General features: G+C 41.0%; 13 protein-coding genes. 9 read left to right on the top strand and 4 right to left on the bottom strand.

Features of this window, described 5'->3' with window-relative positions; translation table 11 throughout:
- Nucleotides 1-160: 160 nt before the first annotated feature.
- Entirely contained in the window at nt 161-1,573 is a 1,413-nt protein-coding gene (locus BFP97_RS02000) for an OmpA family protein (protein ID WP_170827385.1), read from the bottom strand.
- 183 nt (nt 1,574-1,756) lie between these two features.
- Between BFP97_RS02000 and BFP97_RS01995 the strand changes: the two genes are divergently transcribed.
- Nucleotides 1,757-2,263: a metallophosphoesterase family protein gene (locus tag BFP97_RS01995; RefSeq protein ID WP_069840811.1), complete on the top strand. Its 507-nt coding sequence runs from the start codon at nt 1,757-1,759 to the stop codon at nt 2,261-2,263.
- 47 nt (nt 2,264-2,310) lie between these two features.
- Here the strand turns inward: BFP97_RS01995 and BFP97_RS01990 are convergent, their stop codons facing one another.
- Nucleotides 2,311-2,652, bottom strand: a complete 342-nt coding sequence (locus tag BFP97_RS01990; protein ID WP_069840810.1) for a hypothetical protein — start codon at nt 2,650-2,652, stop codon at nt 2,311-2,313.
- Nucleotides 2,653-2,808: 156 nt separating this feature from the next.
- On the opposite strand from BFP97_RS01990, the gene hisS reads away from it, so the two are divergent.
- The 4 genes from hisS to BFP97_RS01970 all read left to right on the top strand — a co-directional run bounded on the left by hisS (nt 2,809) and on the right by BFP97_RS01970 (nt 7,391).
- Nucleotides 2,809-4,173, top strand: a complete 1,365-nt coding sequence (gene hisS / locus BFP97_RS01985) for a histidine--tRNA ligase (protein ID WP_069840809.1) — start codon at nt 2,809-2,811, stop codon at nt 4,171-4,173.
- 92 nt (nt 4,174-4,265) lie between these two features.
- Entirely contained in the window at nt 4,266-6,026 is a 1,761-nt protein-coding gene (locus BFP97_RS01980) for a gliding motility-associated C-terminal domain-containing protein (protein WP_069840808.1), read from the top strand.
- Between the two features lie 22 nt (nt 6,027-6,048).
- The gene (locus tag BFP97_RS01975) at nt 6,049-6,381 is read left to right on the top strand and encodes a YbaB/EbfC family nucleoid-associated protein (protein ID WP_069840807.1); all 333 of its coding nucleotides are present in this window, start codon (nt 6,049-6,051) and stop codon (nt 6,379-6,381) included.
- Nucleotides 6,381-7,391 (top strand): glycosyltransferase family 2 protein, encoded by a 1,011-nt coding sequence (locus BFP97_RS01970; protein ID WP_069840806.1) that lies wholly within the window; start codon nt 6,381-6,383, stop codon nt 7,389-7,391. Before BFP97_RS01975 ends, BFP97_RS01970 begins: the two co-directional genes overlap by 1 nt.
- Here BFP97_RS01970 and BFP97_RS20815 read toward each other — a convergent pair.
- On the bottom strand, nt 7,388-7,606 hold the full coding sequence (locus tag BFP97_RS20815; RefSeq protein WP_069840805.1) for a PspC domain-containing protein: 219 nt from the start codon (nt 7,604-7,606) through the stop codon (nt 7,388-7,390). The genes BFP97_RS01970 and BFP97_RS20815 overlap by 4 nt on opposite strands.
- A gap of 126 nt (nt 7,607-7,732) precedes the next feature.
- On the opposite strand from BFP97_RS20815, the gene BFP97_RS01960 reads away from it, so the two are divergent.
- The 4 genes from BFP97_RS01960 to BFP97_RS01945 all read left to right on the top strand — a co-directional run bounded on the left by BFP97_RS01960 (nt 7,733) and on the right by BFP97_RS01945 (nt 11,980).
- Nucleotides 7,733-9,508, top strand: coding sequence for an OmpA family protein (locus BFP97_RS01960; RefSeq protein WP_069840804.1), 1,776 nt, complete (start codon nt 7,733-7,735; stop codon nt 9,506-9,508).
- 136 nt (nt 9,509-9,644) lie between these two features.
- Nucleotides 9,645-10,622 carry a pyruvate dehydrogenase complex E1 component subunit beta gene (locus BFP97_RS01955; RefSeq protein ID WP_069840803.1) on the top strand — a complete coding sequence of 326 codons (978 nt, stop codon included), beginning with the start codon at nt 9,645-9,647 and terminating at the stop codon, nt 10,620-10,622.
- A gap of 58 nt (nt 10,623-10,680) precedes the next feature.
- Nucleotides 10,681-11,178 (top strand): AAA family ATPase, encoded by a 498-nt coding sequence (locus tag BFP97_RS01950; protein ID WP_069840802.1) that lies wholly within the window; start codon nt 10,681-10,683, stop codon nt 11,176-11,178.
- Between the two features lie 58 nt (nt 11,179-11,236).
- Nucleotides 11,237-11,980, top strand: coding sequence for a hypothetical protein (locus BFP97_RS01945; protein WP_069840801.1), 744 nt, complete (start codon nt 11,237-11,239; stop codon nt 11,978-11,980).
- On the opposite strand, the gene ffh is transcribed toward BFP97_RS01945, so the two are convergent.
- Nucleotides 11,981-13,315, bottom strand: a complete 1,335-nt coding sequence (ffh, locus tag BFP97_RS01940) for a signal recognition particle protein (RefSeq protein ID WP_069840800.1) — start codon at nt 13,313-13,315, stop codon at nt 11,981-11,983. It lies immediately after the preceding gene.
- Between the last annotated feature and the right edge of the window lie 43 nt (nt 13,316-13,358).

Raw genomic sequence — 13,358 nt, 5'->3', positions numbered from 1 at the left:
GTGACAAATATATGAACATACTTTCATATTAAAAAAGAAATCTTCAAAATTTCTCTCATATAAAGCGAATTCGTCTAAAAACCGTCTTTCCTAGACTGAATGGAACAAAAAAAGGCCACGACAAGTCGGGGCCTTTTTACTAAATGAGTATTATTCTCTATTAATTGAATACTATTTCTAGCTCAACCCTTCTGTTAGCTGCTCTACCTTCTCTTGTATTGTTATCTGCAACAGGATTGGCTATTCCATAACCATCAGCAGTCAATCTACTCTCTGCCACACCTTGTGCAATAAGATAAGCCCTTGTTGCATTAGCTCTACGCTTCGATAATTCGAGGTTACTATCCTCATTGCCTGTGTTATCTGTATAACCACTTAGTTTCAGACCGAATGTTGTGTTTTCCTTCATTAGTTCTGCCACTTGATTAAGCGAAGCGTAAGACGAAGTTTTTAATACATCACTACCACTGTTGAACTGAATGTTCTTCACAGCAAGCTCTAGTGCTTCTTTGACTTCCTCTTTTACTTCAGGACAACCATTGTTAGCAGCAATACCGGCAATTTGAGGACATGTATCATCTTGATCTCTGATACCATCACCATCTGAATCTGGGCAACCATTCAGGGTTCCTGCCACTGTCGGGCATGCATCGTCACTATCTTTCACACCATCACCATCCTGATCAGGGCAACCATTAAGCGTTCCTGCAACATTAGGACATTGGTCTTCTGAATCTTGTATACCATCACCATCCGAGTCTGGGCAACCTCCGAATTGAGCAATGCCTGCTACTGTAGGACAAGCGTCTTCTGAATCTTTAATACCATCACCATCTGAATCTGGGCAGCCTCCAAGAGTTCCCGCCTCATTAGGACAAGCATCGTCTTTATCAAGAACGCCATCACCATCCGTATCAGGCCAAGGACAACCCATGTTTTCAGCCGGTCCTGCTGTATTTGGACAAGCATCTTCCTTATCGTAAATACCATCTCCGTCTGAATCCTTCTTCTTGCCCAAAGAGAAGGAAACACCTAAAGAATATTGCATATAACTAGGTGCATCTTGGATACTATTGTTAAAGGCCGCTTTTGTCGTAATACTAGCTCCTTCTGTTACTTTAAACTCAATACCGGCACCCATTGGCAAATTAGCATAGGTCCCCTCCTCAAATTCATCATAGATTCCTTCAACGTTACCAAACCAACTCAGGCCTGCTCCTAAAAACACAAATGGAGCAATCTTAGAATCCTCCTTAATAAGGTATCCATTGGCTAATTTGTATACCAATCTAAGATCAAGATCGGTAAGGTTACTTTCATAAATATTTTCATGTCTCAGTTTTCCATAGGAGAAGCCAAACTCAGCATCGAAACTTTTAGATAGATATCTGTCTAACCCTACTCTAAAGCCTGAGTTGTCAAGCTGTCCAAAATCATAGAGGCTTTCAAAAAAGCGATAACTGAATTTGTTATTAGTCAACTCAATGTTCACCCACCATGGATCATCTTGAGTTTGTGCGATAGATGCTAGTGTAAAAAATCCGAGCATCAACATCATAAGGTACTTGCGCATAGTTTTCATTTTTAGTTTTCGTAGTAATAGCCAAAAGTCTACCACTTTGTACTAATTCATTTTATTTAACTAAAAGTTAAAACTAATAATGTTTTTTTCACATACATGAATAAATAAGTTTAATGGTTTTTATGTTTTACTTCTCTAATTTGAACACAATTCCCAAAATGAGAATTTCAATTTATGAAGAGGATAGGATTAATCTCTGATACCCATAGCCATTTGGACGAAGCAGTCTTTAGACACTTTGAAAACTGTGACGAGATATGGCATGCCGGAGATGTAGGCAATATCAATGTGCTGGATCAACTCGAGGCTTTCAAACCTACAATAGCAGTGTATGGCAACATTGATGGACAAGAAGTTAGACTTAGAGCTCCTGAGAAACAAATATTCACGATTGAGGGAGTTAATGTATATATGATACATATTGGAGGAACTCCCCCGCGGTATGCCAAAGACGTGCTGGACGACTTGGGGATGGAAAAACCGGACCTATTCATCTGTGGCCACAGCCACATCTTAAAAGTAATGCCTGACAAGAATTTGGGAGGAATGCTATATATGAATCCAGGAGCTGCCGGCCATCACGGTTTCCATCGAGTCAGAACCCTACTGAGATTTGAACTGAGCGAGGGTAAGATTCAGAAGCTTGAAGCCATTGAGCTCGGTAAGCGGGGTAGAAACTAAAAAGGCCCCGACTGATCGGGGCCTCTTCTTTAATTTTTCAAGCTTAATTACTCAGCCGCCTTCTCTTCTTCAGCAGGAGCTTCTTCTTTCTTTGCAGCCTTCTTCTTAGGAGCCGCTTTCTTAGCTTTTGGCTTTTCCTCTTTAGGTGCCTCAGCTTTTACTTCCTCTACAGCAACCTCAGCAGTTTCTTCAACAACCTCAGCCTTTGGTGCTTCCTTCTTTGCCTTGGCTTTCTTAGGAGCTTCAGCCTTAGGGAAAGATGCGATTAACTCGTCCTTATCCACATTTTTGATCACTGGCTGAGCGGTCAATTGCTTGATGTTATTATTTCTTTTAGCCGCAGTTTGCTTATTTCTTCTGGCTTTTCTTTTTAATCTTGTGATTCCCATGATATAGGCTTTTCCTAAATTGAGCGGCAAAGATAAGAGTTTGTTTACTTTTTTCGAACTATCTTTTCATTAATTCTTCAGAATAATTTACCAAGTAGCAGACGGGGCTTATTCTTTCACATTCCATTTTAGTAGTTTTGCTCAAAATCAGAGCTAATGGCACAAAAACCTTCCCTTCCTAAAGGCACCCGAGATTTCGGACCACTTCAAATGTACCGTAGGGAATATTTGTTTAGTACGATCAAGCGTGTTTTCAAAAAATATGGCTTTATGCCATTGAAAACTCCTGCGATAGAAAACCTTAATACCCTAACAGGAAAGTACGGAGATGAGGGAGACCAATTGCTCTTTAAGATTTTGAACTCTGGTGATTTTTTGAACAAGACCAGCGAAGCGGATTACCAAAATGGTTCTAAAGCACTGACCCCAAAAATTGCCGAAAAGGGGATGAAATATGATCTGACTGTGCCATTTGCCAGGTATGTGGCCATGAACCGTAATGATATCGCATTTCCTTTCAAGCGTTTCCAAATACAGCCTGTTTGGCGTGCCGATCGCCCACAAAAAGGCAGGTATCGAGAGTTCTACCAATGTGATGCTGATGTTGTCGGTACAGACTCCTTGATCTGTGAGGCTGAACTTTTGGCAATTGTTGAAGAGGTCTATGAAAACTTAAAGTTTGAGGACTACCAAGTCTCACTCAGCAGTCGAAAAATACTTGAGGGCATTGCAGAAGCATGTGGTGCCTCCAATGAATTCTCCAGGTTCTGCACGATTCTCGATAAGCTGGATAAAATTGGACTAGACAAGGTGATGGAAGAACTGGATAAAATCGGTGTAGATGAGGCTGGCCTTTCTAAGCTTCAAACCATCTTGGCCATTGAAGGGAATAACAACGAAGTCCTAAATACGCTTTCGGATTTATTACAGGGTACTGAGGCCGGTACAGTTGGCATCAATGAAACACGTGAAACCCTCGATCATTTAAAAACTTTAGGTAAAACTGGAGATAAGGTAAAAGTAGATTTAACCCTTGCCAGAGGACTCTCCTATTACACAGGGATGATTTATGAAGTAAAACCCACTTCTATCAGCATGGGAACGATAACCGCAGGTGGTCGCTATGATAACCTCACAGGTGTATTCGGCCTGGATGGCGTATCAGGTGTGGGTATCTCATTTGGTATTGATCGCATTTACGATACACTCAACGAGCTGAATCTCTTTCCTAGTGAGAATACGGAGGTCACTAAGGTGCTTTTAACGAATTTTGATGAGAGTGCTCAAGGCCATGCGCTCATGATTCTGGGAAAACTGAGAGATCAAAACATTGCTAGTGAGATTTATCCTGAAGCGGCAAAACTCAAAAAGCAGATGACCTATGCCGACAGGAAACAGATACCTTATGTTCTCATGATTGGTTCCAGAGAAATTGAGACTGGTATCTATACCCTCAAAAACATGTCCACCGGAGATCAAAAAGAGGTGAACTTAGATCAACTTATTGCAGCACTGTCCTAGCCAATGCGCCTTGCTTCTGAAGCAGAATAGGCAGAATTGTTTTTTTTGAATAAGTTTCGGGATCATGCACCGTTATCTGTGCAGAGGCTAGCATGCAATCAAAAGTTCTATATCATCTCTCCAAGCTGATTAAAAAGGCAGCTTACGTTGGATTATTTCTGCTGATAGGTCTGGGGCTCCAAGCCCAAGAGGTGAGTCAGAAAGGATGGTTCAGTGCTGATTTTGATTTTGGCTGTCGTAACTTGACTATAACGATTACCCATACCGGAGTTAACTCAGGTGATCTACAATTTAATTTCGAAGGGGACCCCAACGATCCCTTCAATCTATTCTTCGATCCGAATCCAGCCGGAAATTCAGGGAATTTTTCGTCAGGTCAAACAAGAACTTTTACCTATACAACTCCAGGGACTTACATAATAAGAGTTGTGGACCTCTCAAACACAGGATCCCCAGCAGATCGATTTGACTTCCTAACCATTACTGTACTTGACAGGTTTTCTCCTTCAGTGGCGGCCAGAATCTGTTCTAATAATGAGGTACGACTTTTCTTTGACTATGCATTCGATCCATTTGAATCCTTTGATATAGACTATGGAGATGGCACCCCTATTGTGAACTTTGTTAAAGATGTGAATGCAAACAACGCATCAACACCTCACACTTATGCAGTTAATGGTGTCTATGACATTACAGTTACCGGGATATTCTCAACTGGAGGAAATAATGCCGATTGTAACTCAGTGACTATTCGCGTTTCGACCCTGGAGACCATTGATCCTCCAATACTAAATGCAATAACGGTGGTCGACCAAACCAACATCAGCTTTGATTATGATCCTATTATGGACGGACTACTTTACTTCTTGGAGATTGATAGAGGAAATGGTTTTGAGGCTTTTGCTGATTTAGACCCTCTTATAAATCCCACTACAATCACTGTGGAAGATCTTTCGCTCGACAATAATCAAGAGACTTATGATTTCAGAATTAGAGCAACAGATATTTGCAATAGCATTCAAGCCAATTCATCAACAGGTTCAAGCATTGCTACAGACTTCAGCCTGAATAATATCGATACCACGATCGATATTGATTATACCTGGAATACGTCACCTGATAACTTCACACAAATCGACTTTTTCATTAACAACACATTATCAGCTTCATTCAATGAGCCATCGAGCACAATTCCCCATACCATAAACCATACAAATTGCGCTCAACTACTGCCCTTCTTTTTTCAAACCGTCACAAATGGTATTGTGAGCACAAGTCAAACCCTCACTCCTTTCCCTAATTCAAGTCTGGTTTTACCAGCTACAGATGCTCCTTTAGCTGAGCTTGTTGGTGGCAGTATACAACTCACCCTGCCCAACACAAATTTCCCATTGGGCGAATACCAAATACTGCGGAGAGACGTCAACGCAACATTCAATCAAATTGCTACCACAACGCTCAGCAATTATATAGATACTACCGTACCACAGGGCACAGCAGAGGCATGTTATCAAATTCGATATACCGATGAGTGCGGCAACCTATCTATGATCAGTCAAGAAGTCTGTGTGATCATCGAAGCGAAATTGGGAATACCTACAGCGTTCACCCCGAACGGAGATAACATCAATGATTTCTTTACCGTAACGGATGGTATCTATAATAATTTTCAAATGTTGATCTACAATCGATGGGGATCTTTGGTTTTTCAAACCAATAACCCGAGTCCAGGTTGGAATGGTACCTTTGAAGGAACTGAAGCACCAAGTGGTAGCTATTCTTATCGCATTACATTTCAGAATGCTGATAACTCTAGGGTGAACAGGTCGGGAACTTTTGTATTAATTCGATAGATTTGACAAAAAATTACAGCACATGTTTGACATGATGAAAATGATGGGCAAAGTGAAGGAGATGCAATCCAAGATGAAGGAGGCCCAAGAGCGATTGGAATTTATCCAGGAAACCGGTGAAGCAGGTGCAGGCATGGTAAAAGCCACGGTTAATGGCAAGAAGCAGGTCATCTCCATTGAAATTGACGAGAGTCTATTGACCAAAGAAGATAAAGATATGGTGCAAGACCTTTCAGTTGCGGCCATCAACAATGCCTTGGAAAAGGTTGAAGTCAAAGCCAAGGAAGAGATTAAGAATAGCACAGAAGGAATCCTTCCGAATATTCCCGGTATGGACTTCGGAAATATGTTCTAATGAGTACACTATCGGTTGTTCTTCTCAACTTCAATGGGAGACATCATCTAGAAGCTTTTCTACCCTCAGTAGTAAAATTCTCCGCTCCGCATGAGGTGGTGGTTGTAGACAATGGCTCAAATGATGGTTCCGTGTCCTTTGTGAAAACCGCCCACCCTCAGGTAAAAGTGATAGCCTTTGAAGAGAATCATGGCTTCTGTGGTGGATATAACAAAGCATTACAACTGATAGATTCGGAATATGTAGTACTGCTCAATACTGATGTTGAAGTCACCAAAAATTGGATTGAGCCTGTATTGAGTCAACTACAGCGAAATACAGAAGTAAAAGCAGCCCAACCGAAAATCCTAGACCAAAAAGCCAAGGAAAAATTTGAGTATGCTGGTGCTTCAGGTGGCTTTATCGATAAACTCGGCTATCCCTTCTGTCGCGGTAGAATCTTTCAAACCCTGGAAAGAGACGAACAGCAATATGAGGACAATCGAGACATCTTCTGGGCATCTGGAAGTTGCTTATTCATTCACAGAGAAACTTACTTAGAGCTCGGTGGCCTGGACCAAGATTTCTTTGCACATATGGAAGAGATCGACCTATGCTGGAGAATTTGGAGTTCTGGAGGGCGCGTGATGGTCGTACCAGAGAGCAAGGTGTATCATGTAGGAGGTGGAACCCTTGACAAGTCTAAACCTAGAAAGACATATCTCAATTTTCGAAACGGTTTGAGTCTTCTTATCAAAAATGAACGTGCCAGCATTCTTATCTGGAAATTACCGCTTAGGATCGTTCTGGATTGGGTGGCACTTTTAAAATTCTCATTGGAAAGCGGCCCGCAACATGGGGTAGCCATTCTCAGAGCTCATGCGCATGTTATTTTCAATATTGGGTCAATTCTCAAAAAAAGAAAACCAGCAAAAGGCCATGTTGCTTCACCTCGATATCAAGGATGGGTGATCTGGTCTTACTTCATCAGAGGCAAAAAGAGATTCTCAGATTTGAGAATGAAATACTAATTATACCACACCGGATTTTTTCTCCTGCGCAAATGCTTACGAAAATTAATCACATAAGCAAGACCAAGATATACTATCAGTGGAGATCCAAAGGTCAGAAAGGACGCGTATATAAAGAATAAGCGGATACTGGAGGTTGAAAGGTTCAACTTCTCACCCAGCTTGGTGCAAACACCGAAGGCTTGATTTTCGAAAAACTGTTGAATTCTTTCCATTATCGGTAATCTAAAATACGAAATTAGGAACAATTTATTAATCGTAAAATCGGAATCTACTAAAAAATTACTAAACTTGCACCCTGTTGGAATACCCTTAAACAGACGAAAACAATCAAAATTCTTATGAAAACCCAAACTGCTAAAATTATTTTCCCTTTGCTGCTCATAGGGGTCATGTCAATCTCAGGATGTGCCTTGAGTCAGATGAAAAAAGCAGCTAAAAATCAGGAACTTGTTGTAGCGCCTAGTCCACTAGAAGTACATGCTGACACCGTTAGGTTTGAATTATCGGCTAATCTTCCAGTAAAAATGCTTAAGCCTAAGAAGGTTTATGAACTAAGTGCGTTCTACAAATATGGTACTCAGGAAAGAGCTCTTAGAAAGATCGAATTCAGAGCCGTAGATTATCCTAACTCTAATACTGAACAACCAAAAATTACTCAGGAGTATGTATTCCCTTTCAGAAAGGGCATGGAGAGAGGAAATATCGAAATTCAGGGTAAAGCAATCAACCCTAAATCTGGAAGCTATCTTGAAACTGAAAGATTGGGTATCGCAGAAGGTTTGATTACTACTTCTCAATTGGTTCAACCGTCTTACTATGCTGCTTACGCTGACCACGGTTATAACGATCAGGAAGAGTTGATCCCAACGAACGTTGAGTTTTTCTTCGACCAAGGAAAGTCTGTTTTCAAAACATCAGAAAAAGATAGTGACAGAGGTTCTCGTTTTGCAGCGTTCATTGCTGAAAAGAACGTGACTAGAACTGTGACTATTACAGGTTCTCACTCTCCTGAAGGTAAGGAAACCATCAACAGTGAATTAGCTCAGGAAAGAGCTGATGCTATTGAAAAATGGTACAGAGAGCAAATGGACAAATACGATTACCAAGGTTTAGCTAGCAATATCAGATTCATTATCAAGCCAGTTGTTCAAGATTGGAATGGATTGAAAGCAATGTTAGCGAGCTATGATGGTATCTCATCTAGTCAAAAGTCAGAATGGAACAGTATCATCAATGGTTCTGGATCATTCGAGCAAAAAGAAAAAGAACTTCAAAAGCTAAGTACTTACAAGCAAGTATTCGAAGATGTATACCCTGCTTTAAGAACAGCAACTACCGAAGTATTGACTGTTAAGCCTAAGAAGACTAAGGCTGAGATTGCTACAATGGCGTTAAATTCTGCTAGTGAACTTTCAGTTGAAGAATTAGCTTATGCTGCGGCAAATAACCCTTCTCTAGAAGAGAAGAAAAGTATCTACGAAGCAGCTGCTGCTAAAAATGATACGTGGGCGATCCATAACAACCTAGGTGCAGTTCACCTGCAAATGGCAATGGGACAAACCGGTAGGGCTCAGAGAAATTCAATCACTACAGCATTGAACCACTTCAACATCTCAAACCAAAAGAATGCGAATGTTGAGGCTCAGTCTAACATTGGTATGGCTATGGCTATGCAGGGTAACCTTTGGGGTGCACATGCTGCATTGACTAAAGCTGCTACTATGAGTCCCGGAAATGATGTAAGACAAGGTGTTAATGGTGCTAAAGGCGCTGTTGAGATTATGGTAGGAAGATATGACCTAGCGATTGCATCATTGAACAGAGCATCTAACAGCTCGGTAGATCAATTCAACAAAGGTTTGGTTCAATTACTTAGAAAAGACTTCAGAAATGCTCAGACTACTTTAGAAAGTGTGATCAGCAATGACAGAGGTTATGTTTGGGCGCACTACGTTGCAGCTATTGCAGCCGCTCGCCAGGACAATGAGAACAAAGTAATCGAGCACTTAAGAAATGCTACTAATGCCGATGCTTCATTGAAGCAAAAAGCTTTAACCGACTTAGAATTCAGACAATTCTCAGGTACGGATGCATTCCGTAGCATTGTGAACTAATCGGAAATAAAGAACAAATGAAAAGCCTCTTCCCTTTCGGAAAGAGGCTTTTTTTATGCCTCAGATATTGCATAAATCAGTATTGGTAATTGAACACTGAATGTTTATTTTTACGGCCATTAATTAAAAGAATTCAATGAGAGTTATACAGTTCAGAGAGGCCCTTAGAGAAGCCATGTCAGAAGAGATGAGAAGAGACGAAAAAGTCTTTTTGATGGGCGAGGAAGTTGCGGAATACAATGGTGCTTATAAGGTGAGTCAAGGAATGCTTGACGAGTTTGGTGCTGAACGTGTTATCGATACCCCTATTGCGGAGTTAGGCTTTGCAGGAATTGGTGTCGGTGCTGCAATGAATGGCCTTAGACCATTGATTGAGTTTATGACTTTCAATTTCTCTCTAGTCGCAATTGATCAGGTGATTAACTCAGCGGCAAAGATGATGTCAATGTCTGGCGGCCAATTTCAAGTGCCGATCGTATTTAGAGGCCCAACTGGTAATGCAGGAATGTTAAGTTCTCAGCACTCGCAGAACTTTGAAAACTGGTATGCTAATACGCCAGGCTTGAAAGTCGTTGTCCCTTCTAACCCATATGATGCAAAAGGATTATTGAAATCTTCGATCAGAGATGACGATCCAGTAATTTTCATGGAATCGGAGTTGATGTACTCTGACAAGGGTGAAGTACCTGAAGGAGAATATCTTTTACCAATCGGTCAAGCACATATTGTTAAAGAAGGTACAGACGTAACCTTATTGTCATTTGGTAAAATGATGAAGATCGTTGACGAGGCTGCTGCCGAACTAGCTAAAAACGGTGTAAATGCCGAAGTAATTGATCTGCGTTCCGTAAGACCAATTGACTATAAAACCATTATCGAGTCAGTTAAAAAGACTAATCGATTGGTAATTGTCGAAGAGGCATGGCCATTGGCATCTATCTCCACAGATATTGCATTCAATGTTCAAAAAGATGCATTCGACTATTTGGATGCTCCGGTTAAAAGAGTCAACAGTTTTGACTTACCACTGCCGTATGCTCCTACCCTCATCGATGCTATTTTGCCGAATGTAAAGAGGACATTGGAAGCTGTGGATTCAGTGATGTACCGATAGAAAAGAATTAAATTCATAGAAAGTCAGGCCAACAACCTGACTTTTTTTATGTTTAGACATGGCCAAGTTAATTCTTATTGGAGGCGTAAGCAGGTCGGGCAAGTCCAGGCTTGCAAAAGCACTACAACTTGACCTACCAAATGCGCATGTATTCCATCAAGACGAGTTTGTCCTTCCTGATGATCAAATACCTCCAATTAGAGATCGAATTGATTGGGAAAGACCAGAATCAATGGATTGGAATAGGCTCTTGGATGCCTATGAATTGGCAAACACCAAATATGAATACATCATAATAGAGGGCATATTTGCGTTCTCCAATGCCAAACTTAACCAGAGCTCAGATTTCACAGTGCTCTTGACCCTTGACAAAGAAAAATTCCTTGAGAGGAGAAAAAAAGAGAAGCGTTGGGGTAAAGAGCCAGACTGGTTTATCGAACACGTATGGAAAAGTCATGAACGCTTCCATAACCCTCATAACATCTCACCTAATTGTGAGCTACCCTACCCCAACCCAGCGGATTACTCAGAAATACTTGCTCAATTAAAGTCTTAGTTGATATTACTTGCATAGAACTTATCAATGTTTTAGATTAACGAAGAATTTAGTTGAAATGAAAAGACTTACCTCGCTCACATTGATCGTTTCCCTTCTGATGATTGGATTAAGTTGTTCCAAACCAAAAGAAGTTGAAGAAGAACAAGAGGAAATCCCAATGCCGAAAGAGGTAGAAAGGGAAAAAAGAGCCATTGTTGAAGCTGATATTCCATCATATAAATTTGAGTTCTCCTCATTAGCCCTAAATCAAAGAATTGAAGACTTGGATAATTTTGTCTTCAAACATTATGGGGAGTTCTACACTGAAGACTTCAACATCTTTCGATTGGATAGAATAGATTATCTGGCGGAATCTCATGAGATTGACGATATCAACCTTTATTATATCGATAGTCTATTAGTAAAAATTCAGGTCTATTTGCGAGAGGACAAAACCGATGAGTTTTTACGAAGATACGGCAATGCCAAGATCCAAATGGCAGACTATCATAACAAGAAACTACTGGAAACAGAGAAGGTCCTTGTGAAAAGAGATGGCAAGTATCAGGTAAATGAAAAGCTAGACGCTTTCAGCTTGAAATGGGATCGTCAGGACTTGGATATCAAATATGACGTTAGCAGAAAGCCTGATAGTCTATACACACAAACCTCAGAAGACTTCAAAGGCTTTGATGACAAGTCGAAGCACTTCAAAATCACATTTCAAACCAAAGACTTTGATAACCAGCTTGCTTGGATCAAATGGGAATCTTATAAGGATTCAAAAGGTCTGAAGGCAGAATCTGCGAGTGACAGATAGTTATCTATTGCCCATCATATTGGCCAAGCCTGACATCGCGCGTTTACCACCCATCTTGTTCATGGCTTTCATCATCTTTCGCATGTCTGCAAACTGCTTCATAAGGTTGTTCACCTGCTGAATTGAAGTACCAGAACCTGTTGCAATACGTTTTCTACGGCTACCATTCATTAACTCCGGATTAGCACGTTCTTCTTTGGTCATGGATTTGATAATCGCCTCGATCGGCTTGAAGGAATCGTCATCAAGGTCAACACCCTTCAAGGCTTTCCCCATACCCGGGATCATTCCCATCAAGTCCTTGAGGTTACCCATTTTCTTAATCTGCTCTAGTTGAGACAGGAAATCGTCAAAATCGAATTTATTCTGGCGAATCTTCTTGTTTAGTTTCTTAGCTTCCTCTTCATCGAAAGACTGCTGTGCCTTTTCAACTAAAGAGACAACATCGCCCATACCGAGGATTCGGTTAGCCATACGATCGGGATGGAAAACATCAATGGCTTCCATCTTCTCCCCTGTTGAAATGAATTTGATCGGTTTCTCGACCACATTTCTGATAGAAAGGGCGGCACCACCACGTGAATCACCGTCAAGCTTTGTTAAGACAACCCCATCAAAATCGAGTCTTTCATTAAAGGTCTTGGCAGTATTGACAGCGTCCTGTCCAGTCATTGAATCTACAACAAACAAAGTCTCAGACGGACTCACAGCTGACTTGAGCTGCTCAATCTCCTGCATCATTTGCTCATCAACTGCCAAACGTCCGGCAGTATCGACAATGACTATTTTCTTTCCATGTGCCTTGGCATGCTTAATGGCATTGTTGGCAATTTCAACAGCGTTCTTATTCTCTGGCTCAGCATAAACGTCTACCTCAATCTGCTCACCTAAGACCTTCAATTGGTCAATCGCTGCAGGGCGGTAAATATCACAGGCTGTCAATAAAACCTGACGCCCTTGAGACTTAAGCATTTTAGCCAGCTTACCGGAAAAAGTAGTTTTACCAGAACCTTGTAGACCTGAAATTAGGATTACCGCAGGGTCGCCCTGAACAGACATATCAGCCTTCTGTCCTCCCATCATTTCAGTCAACTCTTCGCTGACGATCTTCGTCAACAATTGACCTGGAGAAACGGAGATAAGCACGTCCCTTCCGAGCGCTTCTTGCTTGATTTTATCAGTTACTTCCTTGGCTACCTTATAGTTAACATCCGCATCGATTAATGCACGTCTAATCTCTTTAACCGTAGTCGCAACATTGATCTCGGTGATCTTTCCTTGACCTTTTAACGTCTTAAAGGCTCTATCTAACTTTCCACTTAAACTTTCGAACATATCTGCCAACAATTTGGGCCTCAAAATTAGCCAAATTTCCTAG

It is taken from the genome of Roseivirga sp. 4D4 (genome assembly GCF_001747095.1).
Lineage (GTDB): Bacteria > Bacteroidota > Bacteroidia > Cytophagales > Cyclobacteriaceae > Roseivirga.
Note: the sequence above shows the minus strand (reverse complement) of the source record. Positions and strands in the feature narration are given on the sequence as shown.

What these genes read in the sequence shown, in the direction of transcription:
- BFP97_RS02000 (WP_170827385.1), bottom strand. Translation starts at nt 1,573, where the DNA reads ATGCGCAAGTACCTTATGATGTTGATGCTCGGATTTTTTACACTAGCA.
- BFP97_RS01995 (WP_069840811.1), top strand. Translation starts at nt 1,757, where the DNA reads ATGAAGAGGATAGGATTAATCTCTGATACCCATAGCCATTTGGACGAA.
- BFP97_RS01990 (WP_069840810.1), bottom strand. Translation starts at nt 2,652, where the DNA reads ATGGGAATCACAAGATTAAAAAGAAAAGCCAGAAGAAATAAGCAAACT.
- hisS (WP_069840809.1), top strand. Translation starts at nt 2,809, where the DNA reads ATGGCACAAAAACCTTCCCTTCCTAAAGGCACCCGAGATTTCGGACCA.
- BFP97_RS01980 (WP_069840808.1), top strand. Translation starts at nt 4,266, where the DNA reads ATGCAATCAAAAGTTCTATATCATCTCTCCAAGCTGATTAAAAAGGCA.
- BFP97_RS01975 (WP_069840807.1), top strand. Translation starts at nt 6,049, where the DNA reads ATGTTTGACATGATGAAAATGATGGGCAAAGTGAAGGAGATGCAATCC.
- BFP97_RS01970 (WP_069840806.1), top strand. Translation starts at nt 6,381, where the DNA reads ATGAGTACACTATCGGTTGTTCTTCTCAACTTCAATGGGAGACATCAT.
- BFP97_RS20815 (WP_069840805.1), bottom strand. Translation starts at nt 7,606, where the DNA reads ATGGAAAGAATTCAACAGTTTTTCGAAAATCAAGCCTTCGGTGTTTGC.
- BFP97_RS01960 (WP_069840804.1), top strand. Translation starts at nt 7,733, where the DNA reads ATGAAAACCCAAACTGCTAAAATTATTTTCCCTTTGCTGCTCATAGGG.
- BFP97_RS01955 (WP_069840803.1), top strand. Translation starts at nt 9,645, where the DNA reads ATGAGAGTTATACAGTTCAGAGAGGCCCTTAGAGAAGCCATGTCAGAA.
- BFP97_RS01950 (WP_069840802.1), top strand. Translation starts at nt 10,681, where the DNA reads ATGGCCAAGTTAATTCTTATTGGAGGCGTAAGCAGGTCGGGCAAGTCC.
- BFP97_RS01945 (WP_069840801.1), top strand. Translation starts at nt 11,237, where the DNA reads ATGAAAAGACTTACCTCGCTCACATTGATCGTTTCCCTTCTGATGATT.
- ffh (WP_069840800.1), bottom strand. Translation starts at nt 13,315, where the DNA reads ATGTTCGAAAGTTTAAGTGGAAAGTTAGATAGAGCCTTTAAGACGTTA.